9 protein-coding genes are annotated in these 6635 nt (G+C 56.9%); 7 read left to right on the top strand and 2 right to left on the bottom strand.

Annotated features, from left to right (window positions below):
• The 4 genes from ACWIUF_RS09335 to ACWIUF_RS09320 all read left to right on the top strand — a co-directional run.
• Nucleotides 1-1120, top strand: a 1120-nt coding sequence (locus tag ACWIUF_RS09335) for an ATP-grasp domain-containing protein (RefSeq protein ID WP_448572086.1), incomplete at its 5' end; no start/stop codon positions are given.
• Nucleotides 1117-2034: a succinate--CoA ligase subunit alpha gene (locus ACWIUF_RS09330; protein WP_448572085.1), complete on the top strand. Its 918-nt coding sequence runs from the start codon at nt 1117-1119 to the stop codon at nt 2032-2034. The genes ACWIUF_RS09335 and ACWIUF_RS09330, both read left to right, overlap by 4 nt.
• 72 nt (nt 2035-2106) lie before the next feature.
• Nucleotides 2107-2244 (top strand): photosystem II reaction center protein K, encoded by a 138-nt coding sequence (locus tag ACWIUF_RS09325; protein ID WP_448562641.1) that lies wholly within the window; start codon nt 2107-2109, stop codon nt 2242-2244.
• Between the two features lie 155 nt (nt 2245-2399).
• On the top strand, nt 2400-3029 hold the full coding sequence (locus ACWIUF_RS09320; protein WP_448572084.1) for an FMN-dependent NADH-azoreductase: 630 nt from the start codon (nt 2400-2402) through the stop codon (nt 3027-3029).
• 21 nt (nt 3030-3050) lie between these two features.
• Here the strand turns inward: ACWIUF_RS09320 and ACWIUF_RS09315 are convergent, their stop codons facing one another.
• Entirely contained in the window at nt 3051-3497 is a 447-nt protein-coding gene (locus ACWIUF_RS09315; protein WP_448572082.1) for a hypothetical protein, read from the bottom strand.
• A 130-nt stretch (nt 3498-3627) separates the two neighbouring features.
• Here ACWIUF_RS09315 and ACWIUF_RS09310 point away from each other — a divergent pair, with 130 nt between their 5' ends.
• From ACWIUF_RS09310 to ACWIUF_RS09300, 3 genes are all read left to right on the top strand, one after another.
• Nucleotides 3628-3885 (top strand): hypothetical protein, encoded by a 258-nt coding sequence (locus tag ACWIUF_RS09310; protein ID WP_448572081.1) that lies wholly within the window; start codon nt 3628-3630, stop codon nt 3883-3885.
• A gap of 175 nt (nt 3886-4060) precedes the next feature.
• The gene (locus tag ACWIUF_RS09305; RefSeq protein ID WP_448572080.1) at nt 4061-5299 is read left to right on the top strand and encodes an FIST signal transduction protein; all 1239 of its coding nucleotides are present in this window, start codon (nt 4061-4063) and stop codon (nt 5297-5299) included.
• Nucleotides 5284-5766: a hypothetical protein gene (locus ACWIUF_RS09300; RefSeq protein ID WP_448572079.1), complete on the top strand. Its 483-nt coding sequence runs from the start codon at nt 5284-5286 to the stop codon at nt 5764-5766. Before ACWIUF_RS09305 ends, ACWIUF_RS09300 begins: the two co-directional genes overlap by 16 nt.
• A 56-nt stretch (nt 5767-5822) precedes the next feature.
• On the opposite strand, the gene ACWIUF_RS09295 is transcribed toward ACWIUF_RS09300, so the two are convergent.
• On the bottom strand, nt 5823-6599 hold the full coding sequence (locus ACWIUF_RS09295) for an ABC transporter permease (RefSeq protein WP_448572087.1): 777 nt from the start codon (nt 6597-6599) through the stop codon (nt 5823-5825).
• Nucleotides 6600-6635: the final 36 nt, after the last annotated feature.

The following is a 6635-nucleotide window of genomic DNA, read 5'->3' as shown; positions in this document are numbered from 1 at the left end:
GGCGGGGGGCATCCGATTTGCGGAAAATACAATCGACGCGATCGCGGCGGCCCAAACGATCTTTAATTTGCCCATTATGGGGGACTACCCCGATATCATCCTCGCCGAAGCGAAATATGATGCCGATCGCGAATTCTATTTGGCCGTGGTCCTTGATACTAGCCTGCGGCGACCCGTTCTCCTGGGGTCCCAGGAAGGGGGGATGAACGCCGAGGCGACCTTTAGTCAGGTCCAGCGCGTGATCGTGGATCAAGACTTTTCGCCCTTCTATGCACGACGCTTAGCGATCAAAATGGGTCTCAAGGGCAAGCTGATCGCGTCGGTTAGCACGGTTGTGCAGAAAATGTATAAGTTATTTCTCCAGGAGGATTTGGATTTAGTCGAAATCAATCCCCTGGGGGTGAGTGTCAACGGCGATGTCATGGCCCTGGATGGCAAGGTGACGGTTAATGATACGGCCCTCAATCGCCACCCCCACCTGACCACCCTGACCGCCCGCTTGGCCCCCGCACGTTCCTTGCCCCCGGGTTTGGAGCCAGCGATCCGCTTGGAACTGGGGGGCGCGATCGGCCTCATCTGCAATGGCACGGGCCTTACCCTGGCTACCCTAGACCTGCTGTACCAGGCTAAAGGCAAGGCGGGAAGCTGTCTGAATTTAGGCGGGGATGCCCAAGCGGATTGGGGGGCGGCTCCTCTAGCGGCGGCTGGCGAAGATGCACACCTGCCCACGGTAGGGATGCAGCGCCAATTGGCCGAAGCCCTAGCGTTACTGAGCCAAGAGCCTCAACTGCGGGTAATTCTGATTCACCTAGTCAGTGGTACCCTCGACGGCACAGCCCTCATCGACACGATCGCGACCTATCTAAAACGTCAGGAGCGGCTCCCCCGTGCGCACGGGCTGCCTGCGCTCGTGATCCGGCTACTAGGACCAAGCCAGGCGGCCACCCTGGCGGCCCTGGCCACCCTAGAAGGCGACACGGCGAAGGTACCGATCTTTTGCTACGACACCCTAACCGAGGCGATTGCCCAGGCTATCCACCTGGCCAAAACCCATCGAGCTGAAAAAGCGAACAGAACGCCCAAACCGGCGAAGGCCAGCAAAAAATCACTCACCTTATGAAATTTAACCCCCAGAGTCCAGTCATCATTCAGGGTATCCTTGAACCCCTCGGCCAGATCTATGCGCCCCAGATGAAGGCCTACGGCACCCATGTGGTGGCTGGGATCAGTCCGGCGGGGGAACGCAGCGAGTGGGACGGTATTCCCATTTTTGATCTGGTGGAACAGGCGATCGCGGTGAATGGCAGCGTCGATACCACCGTGATCCTCACCCCCCCCTACCAAGTCCTAGATGCAGCGCTAGAAGCCCTGGCGGTGGGCATTCGCCAAATCATCATCCTCAGCCAGGGGGTCCCGCCGATGGATATGGTGCGGCTACTGCGGCGGGCGGAGGCCCTGGAGACCCTAATTGTGGGGCCTAATTCACCGGGATTGATTGTGCCCGGTCAGGTTTTGCTGGGTACCCATCCCCCGGCCTTTTACCGCCCCGGTCCGGTGGGGCTGCTGAGCCGGAGCGGCACCCTCACCTATGCCGTGGCCCAGGAACTCACCCAGGCGGGGTTGGGGCAGTCGATCGCCCTTGGCATTGGGGGGAATCCACTGGTTGGCTCCTCCTTTTCCCAATGGCTGCAAATCCTGGATGAGGACGATCAAACTGAAGTCATTGTGTTAGTCGGTGAACTGGGCACCGATCAAGAAGAGATGGCCGCAGACTACATTGCCGAAGCGATCGATACCCCCGTGATTGCCTATATTGCGGGTCAGTCCTTGCCAACATTGCCCTTACCCAGTCAGGCGCTCCTCCCCCCCCAACACCGGATCATGCCCTTCAGCCTTACGGCGGAAAGTGCCGTTGATTTTGGCACCCCGGCTCGCAAAGTTGCTGCCTTTAAGCGGGCCAAAATTCCCGTGGCCCAATCCCCCGCCCAAGTACCCGAACTGGTCAAAAAAGCCCTCAAACAAAAACGCGCTTAGTGGGGCAGACGCTCCCATGTTAAGATGCAAGACAATCCTGAAATCCCTGACCAAAGCGAGGTATATCAATTCATGGAAGCAGCACTGCTACTGGCAAAGTTACCTGAAGCCTATCAAGTCTTTGATCCCCTAGTCGATGTTCTGCCCCTAATTCCCCTGTTCTTTTTGCTTCTAGCCTTTGTATGGCAAGCCGCTGTGGGATTTAGATAATTAATCGCAAGTGTGGTTTTGTAACATTTTGCAATAAACTTTGTCATAAATTTGTGTTGAGGGGGCGGTTTTGGTGTCCCCTTTTGCTTGGCTATTCTGTCGAGTGGCAATAGTCAAAATGACCGTAACGATCGCCCCTTACCGGAGATGTAGACATGGCTAAGTTACTTTACCTGGAGTGTTCACCTCGGAAGGAACGTTCCCATTCGATCGCAGTGGCCCACGCTTTTCTGGAACAGTACAAAGCCACTCATCCCGATGACACGATTGAAACCCTAGACCTGTGGGCGACTGACCTACCGCCCTTTGACGGGGAAACCCTGAACGCCAAGTATGCGGTCCTGAGTGGGTCTGCCCATACCCCGGAACAGGCGGCGGCTTGGAATGCAGTGGCGGCGGTGGCCGATCGCTTCAAGGCAGCAGACAAGTATCTCTTCAGCATTCCCATGTGGAATTTCAGTATTCCCTATCCCCTCAAGCACTACATTGATGTGATCACCCAACCGGGCCTCACCTTTAGCTTTTCTCCCGAAACCGGGTATCAGGGCTTAGTCACGGGCAAACCCGTGGTGGTGGTCTATGCGCGGGGTGGCGAATATCCCAGTGGCACACCCGGTGAAGCGATGGATTTGCAGGCGGCCTATGTCAAGCTCTGGCTAGGGTTTATCGGCTTTACCGAGATTCACTCAATTTTTGTTGACCCCACCCTAGCTCCCCCGGAGGTGGTGTCGGCGAAGAAGGATGCGGCGATCGCCCAAGCAACCGCCCTAGCTGCCAGCCTGTGAGGTTGGTATTTTCAGTCTTTATCACCGACAAAAAAACTTCTTCAGCTGCTGTCCGTGCTCCGAGTCGGGGGCTATGGCTCTGCCACCTAGCATGGATGCCAGCATTCGGGCACCCGTCAGCGTCCCCCGTTTTGTACCGTTCAAGAAGGTTGTTAACGCCTCGCGTTCCGTATCCGCGAGGAAGGTGATGATGATGGTTTCTGTTGCACCCGTTTTGCAGTCCAGGTGCATATGCCGCAACGTCGCGTCATAGGGCTGGTTATCAGTGAAGTCGAATCCAGGCATCAATTGCGGCAGGAACTCAACGACGGTCAACTTCCAGATAGGACCTTGGGATGACTGTATGCCATCTCGCCAGATCAGTATCTGGGTTGTTCCATCGTTGTGGCTGAACTCCTGGGCCAGCACCGGGACCACCGTCAATACCAGTGTCGCGATCGCTGCGATGCCGATGCTTTTGCTTGTCATTGTTTATCCTTTAACGCTAATCGGCGGATAATTTCCCCACCTTGGGTTAACGTAACGCTCAAGCCAGTTTAGGCTAGCGTTGCTGGTCTTAAAATAAATCGTGCATGAGTCTTTCACGAGGGATGACCCGATGGCGCCAGGGGGGGGGAAGGAAGCCTCAGCCATTACCCAGGGGATTAACACGGGTTGGAAGGTCTGGTTAGTTCTCTTGGTTGCCTATTTAGTGCTGGGGTTACCCCTGCGCCTCAGTTTGGTGTTAAGCCTTTTGAGTGGGGTATGCAGTGGCTTGATTGTGGCTTGGTGGCAGTCGAGCGAGACTAGCCCAACGGAGCCCCCGCCGCCGGAGTCGTCATCTCCAGAAGCCGCGAATCCCAAGAAAAAACCTTGATCTCTCTTCTCCATCCTATCGATCCTCTGTTCTCGATCCTAATCGATCCTCTATCCTATAAGTGTAGGTGTGCCGCCTGAGATTTGACGCCTAGCTAGGATTCCCCTGGTACCTCATCCCCACATGAATAACGACGATATCGGGAAGATCTATGGTCGCTTCTGCTTCGACAACCATGCTTTGGTCTAGTGCTTTATCGACGCGTCCCTCCCTAGAGGCCGCGATCGCGGAAGTGGTGACGCGGGCGAAGCAGGACTTGGCGGGAGCCAGTCCCGACTTGGGTCTCCTGTTCATTTCGGCTGCCTTCACCAGTGAGTTCCCACGGGTCCTGCCCCTGTTGCAGGAATATCTGGATCTCCCAGCCCTGATCGGCTGTGGTGGCGGTGGGATCATCGGTCGCGCCGCTACGGGTGGCACACAGGAAGTGGAAGCGGCTCCTGCTCTGGCCCTCACCCTGGCCCATTTACCTGGCGTCAAGGTGGACACTTTTCATATTGAGGCTGCGGATCTCCCAGATTTAGACAGTCCCCCCCATGCTTGGGTGAATTTGACCGGCGTTGACCCCAACGATCGTCCCCAATTTATCCTGCTGGCCGATCCGGGTTCCTCGCGGATGACGGACTTGCTGCAAGGGTTGGACTTCGCCTATCCCCAGTCGGTGAAGCTGGGGGGCTTGGCCAGTGGTGGGGGCCTGATGGCGGAGGGGAGTGGTCTGTTTTGCGATCGTCAGTTGTATGCGGAAGGGACCGTTGGGGTGGCCCTGAGTGGTCATATCCAGGTGGATACGATCGTGGCCCAGGGATGTCGTCCGGTTGGGAACCTGTACCGGGTGACCGAGGGGCAGCGCAATATCCTGCTGGAACTCCAAAGCTTGGCGGCAACGGGGGAGGATGCCCTAGCGCCTGGACAGCCCCCCCTCACGGCCCTGCAAGCCGTTGTTCAGGATTTGGATGAGGCCGATCGCCAATTGGCCCAGCATTCCCTCTTTATTGGGGTCGCCCGGAATGAATTTCAAGCGACCCTGGAGCATGGGGATTTTCTGATTCGGAATCTCTTGGGGGTTGATCCCCGTGTGGGGGCGATCGCGATCGGCGATCGGGTGCGGCCTGGGCAACGCATTCAGTTCCACCTGCGGGATGCCCACACTTCAGCGGAGGATCTGGAAGTGCTGTTGCAACGCTATCAGCGCACCCACGAGGGGCAAGGTAAACCCGTTGGTGCCCTAATGTTTGCCTGTCTTGGACGCGGCGAGGGTCTCTATCAACAGCCCAATTTTGACTCGCAACTCTTCCGGCGCTACCTCGGTGATATTCCCCTCAGTGGCTTCTTCTGCAATGGTGAGATTGGTCCCATTGGAGGCAGCACCTTCCTGCATGGCTATACGTCTGTGTTTGGGATTTGTCGCCAACCCTGAGTCCCATGAGCCGCGATCGCCCCCCCCCTGCTGCCAGCACCGAGCGCAAGCTGCCCTCCGCCTCCCTCGGCTTCCTGGGGTTGGCCTATAGTGTCTTGGGCTGGTCGATCGCTGATTTTGGACACTCCCACTGGCTGTGGTGGCTCCTGGCGATCGTCCTGGGGCTGGCTGGTTCTGTCCTGCTCAGTCTGCCCCTCTCCTATTGGCGATCGCCCCTCCTGCGTTGGTTTCAGTCCGAATTCCTCTCGTTTATTTCCGTCTTTGTGGGCGCATTTATGGTGGCGGTGCTGCTGGCCTGGGTGCATTTTCTGCTGGTGGGCCTACTGCTATTTTCGGCAATGGCTCTGGCTCGCTTGGATTTACTCACTGGCCGTTTTACCTGCCTACAATCCGGTCTAATTTTGGCCGCGACAGCCCAGGCTGGATTAGGGTTTGGGTGGATGCTTCACCATCTAATGCTGATTTAAGCTGCGGATTCAACGGGTCTCCCCCAGAGCGAGGGGAGAGGGGCCGCAAACTGACCTTAGCTGAGACCTTTTTGTTCACTACGGAAACGAATATACTCAGCCAGAAAGGCAATCAATCCAGAGGCCAAAATTAACAACACGCTTAAGGCATTGATATCGGGTTTTACCCCCGTCCGAATGCGGCTAAAAATTTCCATCGGGAGCGTAACCGCTCCGCCCCCCGCCGTGAAACTGGCAATCAAAAAATCATCCATGCTCAACACAAAGGCTAGTAAGCAACCGGACACGATCGCGGGGGTTAGTTGGGGTAACAATACCCGCAGGAAGGATTGTAGGGGCGTTGCCCCTAAGTCCTGGGCGGCTTCCTCTAGGTGCGGATCGAGGCCAGTCAGGCGCGTGGAAATCACAATGCCAATATAGGCGAGGCAAAACACAATATGGGCGCTGATAATTGTCCCTAGGCTTAGGGGCAGGCTAATCACCGCTAGGAAGACGAGGGTAGACACGGCGATCGTAATATCCGGCACGATCAGGGGAAGGTAGGTGATCCCCAAATACACGCCCTTGCCCGGAAAGCGATACCGGGCCAACCCCACCGCCATCAGGGTGCCAATGATGGCCGCGATCGCGACTGCCACACAGGCCACCACCAGGCTCGTCCCCAGGGCATTCAGAATGCGGGCATCATTAAACAGGCGGCGGTACCAATCCAGAGTAAACCCGGTCCAGGTGGCCGTAAAGCGCGATTCATTGAAGCTGTAAATGCCCAGCACGAGGATGGGGATATACATAAACCCAAACATCAGGCCAGTAAACAGCAGTTGCCAGGGCAAGCGTTGCCAAGGGGCTGGGCGAGCGGCGGGTGGGGG

Source organism: Trichothermofontia sp., from assembly GCF_053493415.1.
This window is presented reverse-complemented; position numbering and strand designations above follow the sequence as displayed.